Genomic DNA, 15,286 nt, shown 5'->3' with positions numbered 1-15,286 from the left:
CGCGAGCCGGGCGGCGCGGATCCCCATGAGCCGCAACCATCCCGGATTTCCCGACGGCGTGCGCGGCCGCACGCTGGTCGCCCGCATGCGCCGCCAGGCGGAGCGCTATGGCGCTCAGATCGTCGCCGGACGCGTCGACCGCCTTCATAGGGTCAGAAGCGGGTTCCGGCTCGCGCTTGCGACCGAGGCGCTTACCGCCAGAACGGTGCTGCTCGCCACTGGCGTGGTGGACGTCGAGCCCGAGATACCGGGGGTCGAGGAAGCGGTGGCGAACGGCCTGATCCGCATCTGCCCGATCTGCGACGGCTACGAGACCATCGGCCAGAGCGTGGGCGTCATCGGCCGGGACGAGCACGCCGCTCGCGAGGCGCTGTTCATGACCACCTATTCGGACCGGGTGAGCCTGATCCATGCGGGACCGCACGAGGCGCTGTCGGCGAACATGCGCCATCGCCTGGACGCCGCCGGCGTCGAGCTGGTCGAGACGCCGATCGAGAGCGTGGTGCTGGACCGCCGGCGGATCTCGGCGCTGTGCTTCGGCCCGGACGCGACGCGGCGGTTCGACAGCCTTTACGCGGCGCTCGGCGTGCGGCCGCAAATCCGGCTGGCGGTGGACGCCGGAGCGAAGCTGGACGAGAGCCAGCGGCTCGTCGTCTCCGAGCACCAGGAAACATCCGTGCCCGGACTCTACGCGGCAGGCGACGTGGTGCGCGGCCTGAACCAGATCTCCACCGCCGAGGGCGAGGGCGCCATCGCGGCCACCCACATCCACAATGCGCTGCGCGCCGTCACGGCGTGACAGGCTGGCGTTCCGCGGCTATAAGCCCTGCCCGATGATCCTCGCCGCAGCCCAATATTCGTTTTGGTATTTCGGCTATCCGACGCCCCTGGCGACGGCAGAGGATCGCTCGGCCTAGACATCCAACAGCCGAACCTTCCCGCAGCCGCCAGATCCTGGCGGCTTTTTTCATGGCCGCCGGACCTCCCTTCCAGGACCCAGATGACCATGACCCAGCCCACCGAAGACCTCCGCATCCGGCAGCTCGACCTGCTCTCGCCCCCGTCGCAGGTGATCGGAGAAGCACCCGCCACCTCGCGCATCGCCGAGGTGGTCGCCAACGCCCGCCAGGTCCTCCACCGCATCCTGTGCGGCGCCGACGATCGGCTGGCGGTGGTGATCGGCCCCTGCTCGATCCACGACGCGCACGCCGCCGGCGACTACGCGGGGCGGCTGGCCGAGGCCCGGCGGCGGCACGCAGAGGACCTGGAGATCCTGATGCGCGTCTACTTCGAGAAGCCGCGCACGACGATCGGCTGGAAGGGCCTGATCAACGACCCGGACCTCGACGGCAGCTTCCGCATCAACGAGGGCCTGAGGCTCGCCCGCCGGGTGCTCCTCGACGTGAACGCCCTGGAGCTTCCGGCGGCCTGCGAGTTCCTGGACGTGATGATCCCGCAATACCTGGCCGACCTGGTCGCCTGGGGCGCGATCGGCGCGCGCACCACCGAGAGCCAGATCCACCGCGAGATGGCCTCTGGTCTCTCCTGTCCGGTCGGCTTCAAGAACGGCACCGCCGGGGACGTGAAGATCGCCATCGACGCGGTGCTGGCCGCTTCGCACCCGCATCACTTCCTGGCCGTCACCAAGGAGGGACGCGCGGCGATCGCCGCCACCACCGGCAACCCCGACGCCCACATCGTGCTGCGCGGCGGCGACGCGCCGAACTACGACCCGGCCAGCATCGCGGCGGCGAAGGCGACCTTGCGGCGCGCGGGGCTGCCCGAGCGGCTGATGATCGACGCCAGCCACGCCAACAGCGGCAAGGATTACCGCAACCAGCCTCGCGTGGTCTCGGAGGTCTGCGCGCAGGTGGCCGCGGGGGAGACGGCGATCGTGGGGGTGATGATCGAGAGCCATCTGGTGGCCGGGCGGCAGGACCTCGCGCCGGGCCAGGCGCTGACCTACGGGCAGTCGATCACCGACGGCTGCGTCGGCTGGGAGACCTCGCTCGAGCTCCTCGACCGGCTCGGCGCTGCGGTGCGGACGCGGCGTCGCTTGGCGATCCGGCCGGCCGCGGCGGTCGCCGCCGAATAGGCCCTAACGGTCGAATTTGGTGGAGAGCACGATCGAGGAGTTGGTGCGCTCGACGCCCTTCACCGCGCCGATCTCGTCGATGACCGCGTCCATCTCCGAGACGCTCGGCGCCTCCACCGAGGCGATCATGTCGAATGGCCCGCTCACCGACTGCAGGCGGCGCACGCCGGCCATGCGCCTGAGCGCGGCGGTGACGGCGGCCGCCTGCTTCGGCTCGACCGTGAGCAGCACATAGGCGTGGATGCGCCGCGCGGCCTCGGCCTCGGAGAGCCTCACCGCGTAGCCGGCGATCACGCCGGAGCGCTCCAGGCGCGCCAGCCGGCTCTGCACCGTGGTTCGCGAGAGCCCGAGCGCGCGGGCGAGCTCGGCCACCGGCGCGCGGGCGTTCTCCCGCAGCTTGGCGAGCAGGTGCTGATCGAGGTCGTCCATGGGCAGATCAGCGGCAACCTACGTCTGACCGCCGAGAATAGGCCTGCAGATCGACGAACCGCCAGTTGAATCTGTCGTCGCCTGGGCCGATTCTGAGTCGTGGGACGCGAGGAGACGCGCATGCGCAAGGTTGCTGTCATCGGCGCGGGCAAGATCGGCTCCACGGTCGTGGACCTGCTCACCGCGTTCGGGCCCTACGAGGTGCTGGTCGTCGACCGCTCCGCAGACGCGCTGGCCGGGCTCGGCGGCAAACCGCGGGTGTGGACGCAGGCCCTCGCCATCGACGACCCCGATGCGCTGGCGGCGCGCCTGAAGGGCCGCTTCGCCGTGGTGAACTGCGCGCCATTCCACCTGACGATCCCGGTGGCGAGGGCCGCCGCCGCGGCCGGCGCGCACTACCTCGACCTCACCGAAGACGTGGCCTCCAGCCGGGCGACGCGCGAGCTCGCCAAAACCTCGAGCACCGCCTTCATCCCGCAGTGCGGCCTGGCGCCCGGGTTCATCACCATCGCCGCCTGGGAGCTCGCGAGCCATTTCGACGAGCTGCACGACGTGCGCCTGCGCGTGGGCGCCCTGCCCCGCTATCCGTCCAACGCGCTCAACTACAATCTCACCTGGTCGACGGACGGGGTGATCAACGAGTACTGCGAGCCCTGCGAGGCGATCGTCAACGGCCGCCTGCGCGAGACCCCGCCCCTGGAGGAGCGCGAAGAGTTCGCCCTCGACGGGGTGACCTACGAAGCGTTCAACACCTCCGGCGGCCTGGGCACGCTCTGCCACACGCTCGACGGCAAGGTCCGCAACCTCAACTACAAGACCATCCGCTACCCCGGGCACGCCGACATCATGAAGGCGCTGCTGAACGACCTGAACCTCAGGAACCGGCGCGACGTCCTGAAGGACATCCTGGAAAACGCGGTTCCCGCCACCCTGCAGGACGTGGTGATCGTGTTCGTCACCGTCTCGGGGCTGAAGCACGGGCGGCTGATGCAGGAGACCTACGTCAACAAGGTCTACGCCCAGGCGGTCGGCGGCGAGCTGAAGAGCGCGATCCAGGTGACCACCGCCGGCGCGATCTGCGCCGTGCTCGACATGCTGGCCGAAGGCGAGCTGCCGCAGCAGGGCTTCATCCGTCAGGAAGACATCCCGCTTTCCGACTTCCTGGCCAATCGTTTCGGGCGTTTCTATGCCCCCGATGACGCGATCGTCCTTAGGGCCGCGGCCGAATAGACGAGCTCGACATGAACCTGCAGACCAAGATCGCCTCGGCGGCGTCCGACGCCGCCGACGTCCTCCAAGCCTTGGGCGTGCGCCAGGTGCTTTGGAACGCCGGAAACCGGCCCGTGCGCTCGCCGATCACCGGCGAGATCATCGCCCATGTCGAGGACGCCGGCCCGGAGCGCGTGCAGGCGGTCATCGAGGCGGCGCACGCGGCGTACCTCGCCTGGCGCGACGTTCCGGCGCCGCGCCGGGGCGAGCTGGTCCGGCTGCTCGGCGAGGAGCTGCGCCGCATCAAGCGCGACCTCGGACGGCTGGTCACGCTGCAGGCCGGCAAGATCGTCTCCGAGGCCGAGGGCGAAGTGCAGGAGATGATCGACATCTGCGACTACGCCGTGGGCCTGTCGCGCCAGCTGTTCGGCCTGACGCTGGCCACCGAACGGCCCGAGCACCGGATGATGGAGACCTGGCGCCCGCTGGGCGTGGCGGGCGTGATCACCGCGTTCAACTTCCCCGTCGCGGTCTGGTCCTGGAACGCGGCCCTGGCCCTGGTCTGTGGCGACCCCGTTGTCTGGAAGCCTTCCGAGAAGGCCCCGCTCACCGCGCTCGCCGTGCAGGCGGCGTTCGAGCGCGTGGCGGCCCGCTGCCCGGAGGCGCCGCAAGGGCTCTGCGCCGTCGTCCTCGGCGGGCGCGAGGCGGGCGAGGCGCTGGTGGACCACCCGAAGGTCCCGCTGGTCTCGGCGACCGGCTCGACGGCCATGGGACGCGCCGTGGCGCCACGGCTCGCCGCCCGCTTCGCGCGCGCTTTGCTCGAGCTCGGCGGCAACAACGCCGCGATTGTCTGCCCGTCCGCCGATCAGGACCTGGCGCTGCGCGGCGTCGCCTTCGCCGCCATGGGGACCGCCGGGCAGCGCTGCACGACGCTTCGTCGCCTGTTCGTGCACCGGAGCATCTACGACGCCTTCCTCCCGCGCCTGAAGGCGGCCTACGCCTCGGTGGCGGTCGGCGATCCGCGCGAGGCGGCAACCCTGGTCGGGCCGCTGATCGACCGCGCGGCCTTCGAGGCCATGCAACGGGCGCTCCTCGAGGCCCGCAAAGCCGGCGGCGTCGTGAGCGGAGGCGATCCGGTGGATATTTCAGGCGCCAGCGCGGCCTATGTCCGCCCGGCGCTGGTCGAGATGCCGAGGCAGGCCGAGATCGTGCTGCGGGAGACCTTCGCCCCCATCCTCTACGTGATGCGCTACGCCGAGCTCGACGAGGCGATCGCGCTCAACAACGCCGCGCCCCAGGGGCTGTCGTCGTCGATCTTCACCAACGACCTGCGCGAGGCCGAGCGGTTCCTCTGCGAGCGCGGCTCGGACTGCGGCATCGCCAACGTCAACATCGGCCCATCGGGGGCCGAGATCGGCGGGGCGTTCGGCGGCGAGAAGGAGACCGGCGGCGGCCGGGAGGCCGGCTCCGACGCGTGGAAGGCCTACATGCGCCGGGCCACCAACACGGTGAACTACGGCTCGTCGCTGCCGCTGGCCCAGGGCGTCAAGTTCGAGCTCTGAGGCGGCGTCAGAGCGCGTAAGCCACGCCGAGATCGACCGCGGCCCGGTGCAACCGCCCATCGCGCGTCCAGAGCTTCGCCTCCGGCGTCAGCCGCGTCGCCGCGAGCAGATGCGCATCGACATAGCCGATGCCACGCCCGAACAGCCGCTCGGCGGAAATGAGGCCCATGACCTCTGCGTCGGTGGCCATGACGGTGGCAGGGAGCAAGGCCAACTGGGCAAGCGCCGGATCCCACGGCGGCGCGTTCCCGAGGCAGAGCTCGCCGATCACGAAGGGATGGACCAGCACCTCGCCCCCATCCAGAAGACGGGTGAAGCCGAGATCGGCGGTCCGGAAGTGATCGACCCAGATCGAGGTGTCCGCGAGGATCACGCGTCGTCAGGGCGCCGACGCGGCCCGGCTTCGAAATTGGGCATGCTTCCGCCGAGCCGCGCGAGGCGGCGGGCGCTCTCCCGCTCGATCAAGGCCTTCAGCGCCTCCCGCAGCAACGCAGACCGCTCCCTGACCCCCGTAAGCTCCTGCGCCTTGGCGACCATCTCGTCGTCCAACGCCACGGTGGTGCGCATGCCGGTCTCCTTTGACACGGAACATAGCATCATCTGATGCTGAAATCCATGCCTGACGCCCGAGTCATGGCAGCGTTTGCCCTTCGGCGTCGGCTTCGGCACAATGAGGCTTTCAACGCTCCCATTTCGAAAGTCCGATCCTTTGACCGTTTCCGCCTCGACCGCGCGCGCCGCCGCGGCCGCCAATCCCCTCGCCTCCGTCGACGGCCTGATCGAAGGCCTGGCGAGCGTCGACTACATCGCCTCCCGCCGCATCGCGACCGCGCTCTACATGGGCGTCAACCTGCAGAAGCCGATCCTGGTGGAGGGCTCGGCCGGCGTCGGCAAGACCGAGCTGGCGCTCTCGACGGCCCGCCTGCTCCGCCTGCCGCTGATCCGCATGCAGTGCTACGAGGGCCTGGACGAGTCCAAGGCGCTGTACGAGTGGAAGTACGGCAAGCAGCTCCTCTACACCCAGATCCTGAAGGACCGGCTGGGCGACACGCTCGCCGAGGCCAACACCATGGACGAAGCCATGGCGCGGCTGCACGGCATGGGCGACCTGTTCTTCTCCGAGCCCTTCCTGGAGCCCCGGCCGCTGATGCGGGCGCTCAACGAGGACGCGGGCTGCGTGCTCCTGATCGACGAGATCGACAAGTCGGACGAGGCGTACGAAGCCTTCCTGCTGGAGGTGCTCTCCGCCTACCAGGTATCGATCCCGGAGCTCGGGGTGATCTCCGCCAAGACCCCGCCGTTCGTGTTCCTGACCTCCAACAACGTGCGCGACCTGGGCGACGCCCTGAAGCGGCGCTGCCTGCACCTGCACATCCCGCTGCCGGAGGCCTCGCTCGAGGAGCGGATCGTCGCCACCCGCGTGCCGGACATCGAGACGACGCTGACCAAGGCGCTCGTCGCCTTCGTGCAGGGCCTGCGGACGCTCGATCTGCGCAAGGCGCCGTCGATCTCCGAGACCGTGGACTGGGCGCGCGCCCTGGTGCTGCTCCACGCCTCCAGCCTCGATCCGGCCCTGGTGAAGGACACGCTCAACGTCATCCTGAAGTTCGAGCAGGACATCGTCGCCGTCGAACCGCAGATCGTCGAGCTTCTCGCGAGGCGCTGATGCAGCGCCAACTGGAAGAGTTCATCCGCGCGCTCCGGGCCGCCGACGTGCGCGTCTCGCCGGCCGAGGCGATCGACGCCGCGCGCGCGCTTGCGGTGACCGGCTACGGCGACCGCGAGCTGTTCAAGGACGCCCTGTGCGTAAGCCTCGCCAAGAGCCCCGACGAAGTCGCCCGCTTCGACGAGGTGTTCGAGACCTTCTTCACCCGCGCGCCACTGAGCGAGTCCGGAGCCCCGCCCGCCGATGAGCGCCAGGACCGCGAGGGCGAGCCGGGCGAGGCGGCCCAGTCGGACGCCGCCGAGGCCTCGCCGCTGGCGCAGATGCTGCTCTCCGGCGACGCCGCGAGCCTCGCCCAGGCCATGGAGCAAGCTGCCGAGCGGGCCGGGGTCGCCGAGATCCGGCTCTCCACCCAGCGCAGCCGCATGACGCGGCGGCTCCTGGAGGAGATGGGCGTCGCCGAGGTCGAGCAGATCATCGCGGCCGCCAAGCGGCAGGCCGAGGGCCGGGCGCTCGCCGAGCGGCTCGATGAGCGGCGCAAGGCGCTGGTCGCCGAGGCCCAGGTCTATGTGGAGCGGCAGCACCGCCTCTATGCGGCCGGATCGGCGAAATCGCTGCGCGAGGAGATGCTGGCCAAGAAGGCGCTGAACGCCGACGGCGGCATCGATCCGGTGGACCTGGCCATGATGCAGGCGCTGGTCAGGCGGATGGCCAAGCGGCTGGCCGACCGCTACTCGCGCCGCCGCCACATCGCCAACCGCGGCCATCTCGACGTCAGGAAGACGCTGCGCAAGTCGATGGCCCACGGCGGCGTGCCCTTCGAGATCGAGTGGAAGCTGAAGAAGATCGAGAAGCCCTCGATCGTGGCGATCTGCGACGTCTCCAAGTCGGTGGCCGCCGCCGCCCAGTTCCTGCTCACCTTCCTGTACTCGCTGAACGAGGTGGTCGAGCGGCTCGACGCCTTCGCCTTCTCCGGCCGGCTGATCAGCGTCAACGACATCCTCGACGAGCACGGGGTCGAGGCCGCGATCCTCAAGGTGCTGACGGCGATCGGCTTCCAGCAGACCGATTACGGCCGCGCGCTCGAGGACTTCTGCGACGAGCACCTGGACCGGCTCGACCGCCACACCACGGTGATCTTCCTGGGCGACGGCCGCTCCAACTTCGCCGAGCCCAGGCTCGACCTGATGAAGCAGATCCACGACCGCTCGCGCTCGGTGATCTGGCTGAACCCGGAGCCGGAGAGCTACTGGAACCAGGGCGACAGCGTCATGCACCGCTACGAGCGGTTCTGCCACGTGGCCAAGCACTGCAACACCCTGGCCCAGCTCGAGCGGATCGTGGAGGACGTGCTGCGCACCTACGTCCCGCACTAGCTCCGCCGGGCCGAGCGGCATAAGCCGACGCGCATGCCTGCATGGTGGCGCCGCCTCTTCGTCGCACTCGCCCTCGCCCTCGGGGGCCACGCTGCGTTCGCCGCCCAAGGAACGCCCGCGCTCGTGGCCTTCTACGTGCCGTGGGAGCCGACGGCGCTCGCCTCGCTGAAGGCGCACGCGGGCTCGCTCGACGTCTTCGCGCCGATGTGGGCGAGCCTGGTTTCCACAAAGGGCGAGGTGCGCTGGGAGAGCGATCCTGAGGCGCATGCCGCGCTCGCCGCGGCGCCCCGGCGACCCAAGGTGATGCCGGTGGTCTCCAACGCCCACGACGACATCTGGGATGTGGCGGCGGCCCAGGCGGTGATCGGCGACCCGCGCGCGGCGGAGGCTTTCGCCGAGGCGCTGGCCGCGCGCGCCAGGGCCGAGGGGTTCGCCGGCTACGTCATGGATTTCGAGAACCTCGCGCCCGCGGGCGTGGCCGCCTATCCGGCGCTTGTGGCCCGGCTCCGCGACCGACTGCACGCCGACGGCCGCCAGCTCTGGGTCACGGCGCTGCTCTCGACCGATCCGGCGACTGAGCAGCGGCTGCTGGCCTCGGCCGACGCCGTCGTGCTGATGGCCTACGACCAGTGCTGGGCGGCCTCGACGCCGGGCCCGATCGCCGACGACGCCTGGCTGAGCGGCAATCTGGCGGCCAAGCTCGCCGGGGCCGATCCGCGCCGGTTCGTGGCGGCCCTGGCCTCCTATGGCTACGACTGGCCGGCCGGCCGGAAGGCGCAGGTGGTCTCCGTATCCGAGGCGCTGCGGCTCGCGGCGAAGTCGGGCGCGGCGATCGAGCATGCGCCGGGCTCGAACGCCCGCTTCAGCTACCGCGGGACCGACGGGCCGCACCAGGTGTGGTTCGCCGACGGCGCCGACTTCGCCCGGCAGCGCAGGCTGGCGAGCGGCTTCGGCGTGAAGGCGGTCGGGCTCTGGCGCATGGGGCTGGAGGACCCGGCGCTCTGGACGGCGAAACCGCCCGCGCAGGCGCCAACGCCGAGCGGCCCCAGCGCCGCCTGCGCGCCGCTGCCCCGCTAGAGCATCTGGCCGAGGGCCGCGGCCAGGTCTAGGATCGCGCCACGATGCAACAGCCCGCGCAGGCGCTTCGGCGGCGGCTCCGCTATCAGGCGCAGGACAGCGCCCAGACACTGGCCGAGGCGCTGGACGAATACTATGCGGCCAACCTCGATCGGGTGACCCGGCCGGCGGACTTGCCGGCCGACAGCGCCGCCCTGTTCCGCAGCCACGACATCTGCCACGTGATCTTCGGGCTCGACACCAGCCTGGCCGACGAAACCCTGGCGGATGCCCGCACACTGTTTTCCTGCGACGTCGGCATGCGGCGGTATGCGCGCTACCTGCGCGAGGACGAGCAGGCCAAGGCGCTGTTCAGGCAGATGGGCTGGGCGAGGGGCGTGGCGATCACCATCGCCTGCCTGCCTCGCATCCTTCGCGCCGCCGTGGAAGCGGTGCGAATGAGGAAGCCCTGGCCCTGGACCCCGCCTGACGACTGCGCCGGCCGCCCGCTGTCCGAGCTGCGCCGCGACTACGGCATCCGCGTGATCTAGGCGCCTCACCAGGCGTCGATCCAGCGGAGCTTCTTCTCCGTCCGGACCGGCTGCGGCGGCAGGCTCCTCAGACCTGCGGCGATCCACTTGCGGGTGTCGGCGGGGTCGATCACGTCGTCGAGGGAGGGGTAGGCGCCGCGGGACAGCGCCCGGCCGCCGGCGTAGGCCGCGGCGACCATCTCGTCGAAGCGGGCCTTGCGCGCGACCGGATCGGCGATGGCGGCGAGCTCGTTGCGGTAGCCGAGCTTGACCGAGCCCTCCAGCCCCATGCCGCCGAACTCGCCGGTCGGCCAGGAGACGCAGAACATCGCCGCCTGGTAGCTGCCGCCGGTCATGGCGATGGCGCCCAGCCCATAGCTCTTGCGCAGGATCACCGAGAAGATCGGCACCGTCAGGTTGGCCCCGATCACGAATAGCCGCGAGCAGTGGCGGATCAGGCCGGTCTTCTCCGCCTCCGGCCCCACCATGTTGCCGGGGGTGTCCGAGAGCGACAGCACGGGGATATCGAAGGCCTCGCAGATCTGCAGGAAGCGCGCGGCCTTGTCGGAGGCGTCGGAATCGATCGCGCCGCCCAGGTGCATGGGGTTGTTTGCGATGACCCCCATCGCGCGGCCTTCCACCCGGATGAAGGCGGTGAGCATGGCCAGGCCGAACTTCGGCCGAAGCTCGAGCACCGAGCCCGTATCGGCGATCAGCTCGATCAGCTTGCGGATGTCATAGACGCGCAGCCGGTTCTCGGGGATCGCGCGGCGCAGCAGGCGCTGGTCGGCGCAGGACCAGTCGGCGAGCGGGCCCTGGAAGTAGGAGAGGTACTGCTTCGCCGTCGCGACGGCCTCCGCCTCGTCCTCCACCAGGACGTCGATGACGCCGTTGGCCTGCATCACCTTGATCGGGCCGATCTCCTCGGGGCGGAAGACGCCCAGGCCGCCGCCCTCGACCATGGCGGGGCCGCCCATGCCCAGCGCCGAATCCTTGGTGGCGATGATCACGTCGCAGCAGCCGAGGATGGCGGCGTTGCCGGCGAAGCAGCGCCCGGAATTGACCCCCACCAGCGGCACGGCGCCCGACAACCGGCCCCAGAACTCGAAGCCGCGGGTGAAGCCGCCGCCCTCGGTGTCGCCCGGCCGCCCGCCGCCGCCCTCGGTGAAGAACACCACCGGCAGCTTCCAGCGCAGCGCCAGCTCGCTCATGCGGTCGAGCTTCCAGTGGTTGTTGGCGCCCTGGGTGCCGGCGAGCACCGTGTAGTCGTAGGCCATCACCGCGACGCGGGCCTTCTCCTCCGGGAAGAGGCGCCCGTTCACCGAGCCCAGGCCCATGATCATGCCGTCGGCCGGCGTGGTCCTGATCAGCTCGTCCAGGCTGTTGCGGCGGCGGCGCGCGGCGATCACCAGCGGGCCATATTCGACGAAGCTGCCGGGATCGAGCAGGTCGTCGACGTTCTCGCGCGTGGTGCGCTGGCCTGTCTTGCGGCGCCTGGCGACCACCTCCGGCCGGGCCTCGTCGCGGGTGAGCCGGTGGCGCTCCAGGACCTCGGCCAGGTCCGGCCGGACCGCGTCGAGGTCGACCGCCTCCTCGGCGCCGCCCTCGTCCCCCTCGATCGCCGCCTCCTCGAGGAAGGCGAGCGGATGGTCCTCGGCCACGGTGTCGCCGACCTGGACGGTGATCTCGCGCACCACGCCCGAGACCTCGGCGGCGATGACGTGCTCCATCTTCATGGCTTCCATGATCATCAGCGCCTGGCCCTTGCCGACGGTCTCGCCGACCGCGGCCTGGATGCTGATGACCGTGCCCTGCAGGGGCGCGCGCAGCGCCTTCGTCCCTTCCGGGCCTTCCGGCTCTTCGTCGTCCGAGCCGGGCGGCGGCGCCTGCTTGCCGAGCGCCAGCACCGCCAGCGGATCGACGGCGTCGACCTGGTAGCCGACGCGCCCTCCCCCGGCCGCGGGCCTGGCGCCGCGCGCGGCGGCGTCGAAGTAGAGCCTGGGGTGCGCCTGGGGCTCGCCGGCGAGCTCGCCCATGTGCTCCTCGATGAACCGGGTGTGGGTCTCGCCGGAGGCCACCGCCGGGTGGGCGAGCAGGTTCTGCAGGAAGGCGATGTTGGTGGCCGAGCCCTCGATGCGGAACTCGGAGAGCGCGCGATAGGCCTTGGCGACGGCGCGCGAGAGGCCGCCGGCGCCGGCGTGGACGATGAGCTTGGCCAACAGGCTGTCGAACCGGCCCGAGGTCGTGTAGCCGGCGTACCCGAAGCTGTCCACGCGAACGCCGGGCCCGGACGGCGGCTCGAACACCGCCAGCGTGCCGCCTGCCGGGCGCGCGGAGCCGTCGGGCGCCATGGTCTCGAGATTCACCCGCACCTGCACGGCGTGGCCGCGGGGCTCCGGCACGCGGTCCTGGGTGAGCGCCAGCTCGGCGAGCGAGCGGCCGGCGGCGATCTGCAGCTGCAGGCGCACGAGGTCGAGGCCGGTGACCTCCTCGGTGACCGTGTGCTCCACCTGCAGGCGGGCGTTGCCCTCGATGAACACGAAGCGGTCGGGCCGGTCGGCGTCGACGAGGAACTCCATGGTGCCGAGCGAGCGGTAGGCCGCGGCTTCGCCGAGCGTCACGGCGGCGGCGAACAGCTGCTCGCGCAGGGTGGCCGACAGGCTGTCGGCGGGGGCGATCTCGACCAGCTTCTGACGCTGGCGCTGCAGGCTGCACTCGCGGTCCCAGAGGTGCGAGACGCTCTCGCCGTCGCCTGCGATCTGCACCTCGATGTGGCGCGCCCTGGGCAGGAACTGCTCGACGTAGAGCGCGGCCTCGCCGAACGCCGCCCTGGCCTCGGAGGCGCAGCGCTCGAAGGCCGCCTCCAGCTCGTCCATCGAGGCCGCCGGGCGCATGCCGCGGCCGCCGCCGCCGGCCACCGCCTTGACCATCACCGCGCCGCCCTTGCCGAGGCCCTTCAGGAACGCCCTGGCCTGAGCGAGGGTGGTCGGCCCGTCCGTGCCGGGCAGCACCGGCACGCCGCATTGCTGGGCGAGCGCGCGGGCGCGGGCCTTGTCGCCGAACAGCTCCAGGGTCTCGGGCGTCGGGCCCACGAAGGTGAGCCCGGCTTCGCCGCAGGCGCGGGCGAAGGCGGCGTTCTCGGAGAGGAAGCCGTAACCGGGATGGACGGCGTCGCAGCCCGACGCCTTGGCCGCCGCGACCAGCTGGGCGACGTCGAGGTAGGGCGCGGGGCCCGAGCCCTTCAGCCCCACCGCCTCGTCGGCCTTCTTGATGTGCAGGGAGGCCGCGTCGTCCTGCGAATGGACGGCGACGGTGGCGATCCCCATCTCCGCGGCGGTGCGGGCGATGCGGACGGCGATCTCGCCGCGGTTGGCGATCAGCAGCTTCTTCACGGGCTTCCCCTCGCGGCCGGCCGCCGCGCGGGGCCATCATGCAAACGCGAGCGCCCGCGCCAAGCGATTTTGAGGGGGCGGTATGGGCTCAGCCTGACGGCCGCGGCTCCGGCGGCGGCGCGGCGTCGAACGTCTTCTGCGGTTTCGAATGCCGGCGCTCGCGCGCCAGGCCGGCTTGCCTCCAGGGCGCAACCGTCCGCACAACAAGGCATGCCGAGCCAGGCCGCCGTCGGCGACTACAAGGACGTCATCCTGTTCCTGGCGACGGCCGGGGTGGCGGTCCCGCTGTTCCGCCGCTGGCGGATCAGCCCGGTGCTGGGATTCCTCGCCGCCGGCGTGGCGCTCGGGCCCTATGGGCTGGGCGCGCTGGCCGATGGGGCGCCCTGGCTGAGGTACCTGACCATCGGCAAGCCCGACGAGATGGCCGAACTCGGCGAGTTCGGGGTCGTCTTCCTGCTGTTCATGATCGGGCTGGAGCTGTCCTGGGAGCGGCTGCGGCTGATGCGCCGCAACGTGTTCGGCCTGGGCGCAGCGCAGGTCGCCGTCTGCGGACTGGCGATGGCCGGCGCGGGCGTCGCGTTGGGGCTGTCGCCGGCCGCCGCGGCGGCGGTGGGCGCGGCGCTGGCGCTGTCGTCGACGGCCGTGGTGATGCCGATCCTGACCGAGCGCCGCCGGCAGCACTCGGCGGCCGGGCGGGCGATCTTCTCCGTGCTGCTGTTCCAGGACCTGGCGGTGGCGCCGATCCTGGTGACGCTCTCGGTGCTGGCGGGCGGCGGCGCGGCGGCGCTCTCGCCGAAGCTGCTGCTGGCCTTCGCGCCGGCGGCGCTGGGCGTGCTGGCCCTGCTCGCCTTGGGCCGGCTGCTGCTGCGGCCGATGCTGCGCTCGGTGGCGCGCGCCAAGAGCGAGGAGATGTTCATGGCCGCCTGCCTGCTGGTGGTCATCGGCGCAGGCCTGGTGAGCGCGCTGGCCGGGCTGTCCATGGCGCTGGGCGCCTTCATCGCCGGCCTGCTGCTGGCCGAGACCGAATACCGGCACGAGGTCGAGGTCACCATCGAGCCGTTCAAGGGCCTGCTGCTCGGCCTGTTCTTCGTCTCCGTCGGGACCAGCCTCGACCTCTCGGTGCTCGCGCACGAACCGGCCGCCGTGCTGGGCGTGGCCGCAGGCCTGATCGCGGTGAAGGCGGCGGTGGTCCTGGCCGCGGGGCGGCTGTTCGGGCTAGCCAGCCGGCAGGCGGCGGAGAGCGCGCTCATGCTGGCGGGCGGCGGCGAATTCGCCTTCGTGATCGTCGCCGCGGCCATGGCCGGGCGCGTCCTCGACCGCGCCGCCGGCGAGACGGTGCTGGTCGCCGCGACGCTGTCGATGATGGCCATCCCCGGCCTGGCGGCGATCGGCGCCCGGCTGGGCGGACGTCGCGCGGCCGAGACCGGGCTCGCCGCGGAGCCTCCAGGCGATCCCGGGGAGGCCCCGCGCGTGCTGGTGGTGGGCTATGGGCGGGTCGGCAAGCTGGTGGGCGAGATGCTGGGGCGCCACCGGATCCCCTGGCTCGCCGCCGAGCGGGAGCCGCGGCTGGTGGAGGCGGGCCGCAGGGCGGGCGAGACGATCTTCTACGGCGACGCCTCGCGGCCGGAGTTCCTGGTGCGCTGCGGCCTGGAGCGGGCGCCGGCGCTGGTGGTGACGATGGATTCGCCGGAGGGCGTGGAGGCGGTGGTCGGCGCGGCCCGCGGGATGCGCGCCGACCTGACCATCGTGGCCCGCGCCCGCGACGCCCGCCAGGCGCAGCGGCTCTATGACCTGGGCGCCACCGACGCGGTGCCCGAGACGGTGGAGGCCAGCCTGCAGCTCTCCGAGGCGGTGCTGGTGGAGATCGGCGTGCCCATGGGCCGGGTGATCGCCTCGATCCATGAACGGCGCGACGAGTTCCGCAAGGCGCTGAACCGGCCGCAGGCGCTGGGCGGCCGCACGCGCCGGTTCCGG

Annotated in this window: 13 protein-coding genes; 9 read left to right on the top strand and 4 right to left on the bottom strand. The window is 71.5% G+C overall.

What is annotated here, in order from left to right:
* Together VLI41_RS14590 and VLI41_RS14585 are read left to right on the top strand one after the other, a co-directional pair.
* Window positions 1-799 (top strand): NAD(P)/FAD-dependent oxidoreductase (locus VLI41_RS14590; protein WP_325268813.1); only part of this gene is annotated, 799 nt, incomplete at its 5' end.
* Between the two features lie 207 nt (window positions 800-1,006).
* Window positions 1,007-2,095 carry a 3-deoxy-7-phosphoheptulonate synthase gene (locus VLI41_RS14585; RefSeq protein ID WP_414692568.1) on the top strand — a complete coding sequence of 363 codons (1,089 nt, stop codon included), beginning with the start codon at window positions 1,007-1,009 and terminating at the stop codon, window positions 2,093-2,095.
* A 3-nt stretch (window positions 2,096-2,098) separates the two neighbouring features.
* Here the strand turns inward: VLI41_RS14585 and VLI41_RS14580 are convergent, their stop codons facing one another.
* A complete protein-coding gene (locus VLI41_RS14580) occupies window positions 2,099-2,524 on the bottom strand; it encodes an Lrp/AsnC family transcriptional regulator (protein WP_325268811.1) in 426 nt (141 codons plus the stop codon).
* Window positions 2,525-2,644: 120 nt separating this feature from the next.
* On the opposite strand from VLI41_RS14580, the gene VLI41_RS14575 reads away from it, so the two are divergent.
* Together VLI41_RS14575 and VLI41_RS14570 are read left to right on the top strand one after the other, a co-directional pair.
* Window positions 2,645-3,754 carry a saccharopine dehydrogenase family protein gene (locus tag VLI41_RS14575; protein ID WP_325268810.1) on the top strand — a complete coding sequence of 370 codons (1,110 nt, stop codon included), beginning with the start codon at window positions 2,645-2,647 and terminating at the stop codon, window positions 3,752-3,754.
* An 11-nt stretch (window positions 3,755-3,765) separates the two neighbouring features.
* Complete coding sequence (locus VLI41_RS14570; protein WP_325268809.1) at window positions 3,766-5,295, top strand: aldehyde dehydrogenase family protein; 1,530 nt, start codon at window positions 3,766-3,768, stop codon at window positions 5,293-5,295.
* A gap of 7 nt (window positions 5,296-5,302) precedes the next feature.
* Here VLI41_RS14570 and VLI41_RS14565 read toward each other — a convergent pair whose 3' ends face one another.
* Together VLI41_RS14565 and VLI41_RS14560 are read right to left on the bottom strand one after the other, a co-directional pair.
* The gene (locus tag VLI41_RS14565; RefSeq protein ID WP_325268808.1) at window positions 5,303-5,668 is read right to left on the bottom strand and encodes a type II toxin-antitoxin system VapC family toxin; all 366 of its coding nucleotides are present in this window, start codon (window positions 5,666-5,668) and stop codon (window positions 5,303-5,305) included.
* Window positions 5,665-5,862, bottom strand: coding sequence for a type II toxin-antitoxin system VapB family antitoxin (locus VLI41_RS14560; RefSeq protein WP_325268807.1), 198 nt, complete (start codon window positions 5,860-5,862; stop codon window positions 5,665-5,667). The genes VLI41_RS14565 and VLI41_RS14560 overlap by 4 nt, the downstream gene beginning before the upstream one ends.
* Window positions 5,863-6,004: 142 nt before the next feature.
* Here VLI41_RS14560 and VLI41_RS14555 point away from each other — a divergent pair, with 142 nt between their 5' ends.
* The 4 genes from VLI41_RS14555 to VLI41_RS14540 are packed head-to-tail and all read left to right on the top strand — an operon-like array spanning window position 6,005 to window position 9,941.
* Window positions 6,005-6,961 carry a MoxR family ATPase gene (locus VLI41_RS14555; protein WP_325268806.1) on the top strand — a complete coding sequence of 319 codons (957 nt, stop codon included), beginning with the start codon at window positions 6,005-6,007 and terminating at the stop codon, window positions 6,959-6,961.
* Complete coding sequence (locus tag VLI41_RS14550) at window positions 6,961-8,334, top strand: vWA domain-containing protein (protein WP_325268805.1); 1,374 nt, start codon at window positions 6,961-6,963, stop codon at window positions 8,332-8,334. The genes VLI41_RS14555 and VLI41_RS14550 overlap by 1 nt, the downstream gene beginning before the upstream one ends.
* 33 nt (window positions 8,335-8,367) lie before the next feature.
* Entirely contained in the window at window positions 8,368-9,411 is a 1,044-nt protein-coding gene (locus VLI41_RS14545; RefSeq protein ID WP_325268804.1) for a glycosyl hydrolase family 18 protein, read from the top strand.
* A gap of 44 nt (window positions 9,412-9,455) precedes the next feature.
* On the top strand, window positions 9,456-9,941 hold the full coding sequence (locus VLI41_RS14540) for a hypothetical protein (RefSeq protein ID WP_325268803.1): 486 nt from the start codon (window positions 9,456-9,458) through the stop codon (window positions 9,939-9,941).
* Window positions 9,942-9,946: 5 nt separating this feature from the next.
* Here VLI41_RS14540 and VLI41_RS14535 read toward each other — a convergent pair whose 3' ends face one another.
* Complete coding sequence (locus VLI41_RS14535) at window positions 9,947-13,312, bottom strand: carboxyl transferase domain-containing protein (protein ID WP_325268802.1); 3,366 nt, start codon at window positions 13,310-13,312, stop codon at window positions 9,947-9,949.
* A gap of 210 nt (window positions 13,313-13,522) precedes the next feature.
* Between VLI41_RS14535 and VLI41_RS14530 the strand changes: the two genes are divergently transcribed.
* Window positions 13,523-15,286: cation:proton antiporter (locus VLI41_RS14530; protein ID WP_325268801.1), on the top strand; the 1,764-nt coding region annotated here is incomplete at its 3' end.

Source organism: Phenylobacterium sp. (assembly GCF_035475775.1).
Lineage (GTDB): Bacteria > Pseudomonadota > Alphaproteobacteria > Caulobacterales > Caulobacteraceae > Phenylobacterium.
Note: the sequence above shows the minus strand (reverse complement) of the source record. Positions and strands in the feature narration are given on the sequence as shown.

Bases quoted from the DNA above. Each gene is read 5' to 3' on its own strand.
- VLI41_RS14560 (WP_325268807.1), bottom strand. From the start codon at position 5,862: ATGCGCACCACCGTGGCGTTGGACGACGAGATGGTCGCCAAGGCGCAG.
- VLI41_RS14570 (WP_325268809.1), top strand. From the start codon at position 3,766: ATGAACCTGCAGACCAAGATCGCCTCGGCGGCGTCCGACGCCGCCGAC.
- VLI41_RS14550 (WP_325268805.1), top strand. From the start codon at position 6,961: ATGCAGCGCCAACTGGAAGAGTTCATCCGCGCGCTCCGGGCCGCCGAC.
- VLI41_RS14580 (WP_325268811.1), bottom strand. From the start codon at position 2,524: ATGGACGACCTCGATCAGCACCTGCTCGCCAAGCTGCGGGAGAACGCC.
- VLI41_RS14575 (WP_325268810.1), top strand. From the start codon at position 2,645: ATGCGCAAGGTTGCTGTCATCGGCGCGGGCAAGATCGGCTCCACGGTC.
- VLI41_RS14545 (WP_325268804.1), top strand. From the start codon at position 8,368: ATGCCTGCATGGTGGCGCCGCCTCTTCGTCGCACTCGCCCTCGCCCTC.
- VLI41_RS14585 (WP_414692568.1), top strand. From the start codon at position 1,007: ATGACCCAGCCCACCGAAGACCTCCGCATCCGGCAGCTCGACCTGCTC.
- VLI41_RS14540 (WP_325268803.1), top strand. From the start codon at position 9,456: ATGCAACAGCCCGCGCAGGCGCTTCGGCGGCGGCTCCGCTATCAGGCG.